Raw genomic sequence first — 521 nt, forward strand, 5'->3', positions numbered from 1 at the left:
AGTCGCATCCCGTATCTCAATATCGAGGAAGGAGACGTCGGCATGCTCATTGCCTTCCCCATTATTGGGCTGTTTATCGCTGGCCTCACCGGGATCGAGTCGCTTGCCCTCCCGTTCGTCGCTGGCGGGCTTGGATTTGGCGTCGCCGTCATCTACGTCTCACCAACCCACCTGAACGCCTGGACGTGGACCAAAGACGTCTACCGCTACCTCAAACGGCCTCAGGTCACGTTCAGTGCGCCCGCCGACGCCGACACGAGTACCAACGAGTCAGAGCGGAACCAGGGCGGACTCGCGAACTACACGCCATTCAAGCCGGACGAGCGAACGCAGGACCTCACGAACATCAAGCGGGCGTGGCCGGGCGCTGGTGCTATCCAGCGTGAAGACGGCGCGATGGAGGCGTTTATCGAGATCGATCCGGCCAACATGGACTTTGCGATGTCCGACGACTGGGCGCAGCTCCAGGATGCTGGCGAAGAGTTCGCTAACAAAGAGCTGGACTCGAAGCTCAAACTCCA

At 60.3% G+C, this 521-nt stretch carries 1 pseudogene; it reads left to right on the forward strand.

Annotation, left to right across the window (positions count from 1 at the left end):
* Positions 1-6 precede the first annotated feature (6 nt).
* Positions 7-249 (forward strand): annotated as a pseudogene (locus FJT57_RS17405) (hypothetical protein); the annotation flags it as partial.
* Positions 250-521: the final 272 nt, after the last annotated feature.

This window comes from Halobellus captivus (genome assembly GCF_007655485.1).
GTDB classification, from domain to species: domain Archaea; phylum Halobacteriota; class Halobacteria; order Halobacteriales; family Haloferacaceae; genus Haloquadratum; species Haloquadratum captivum.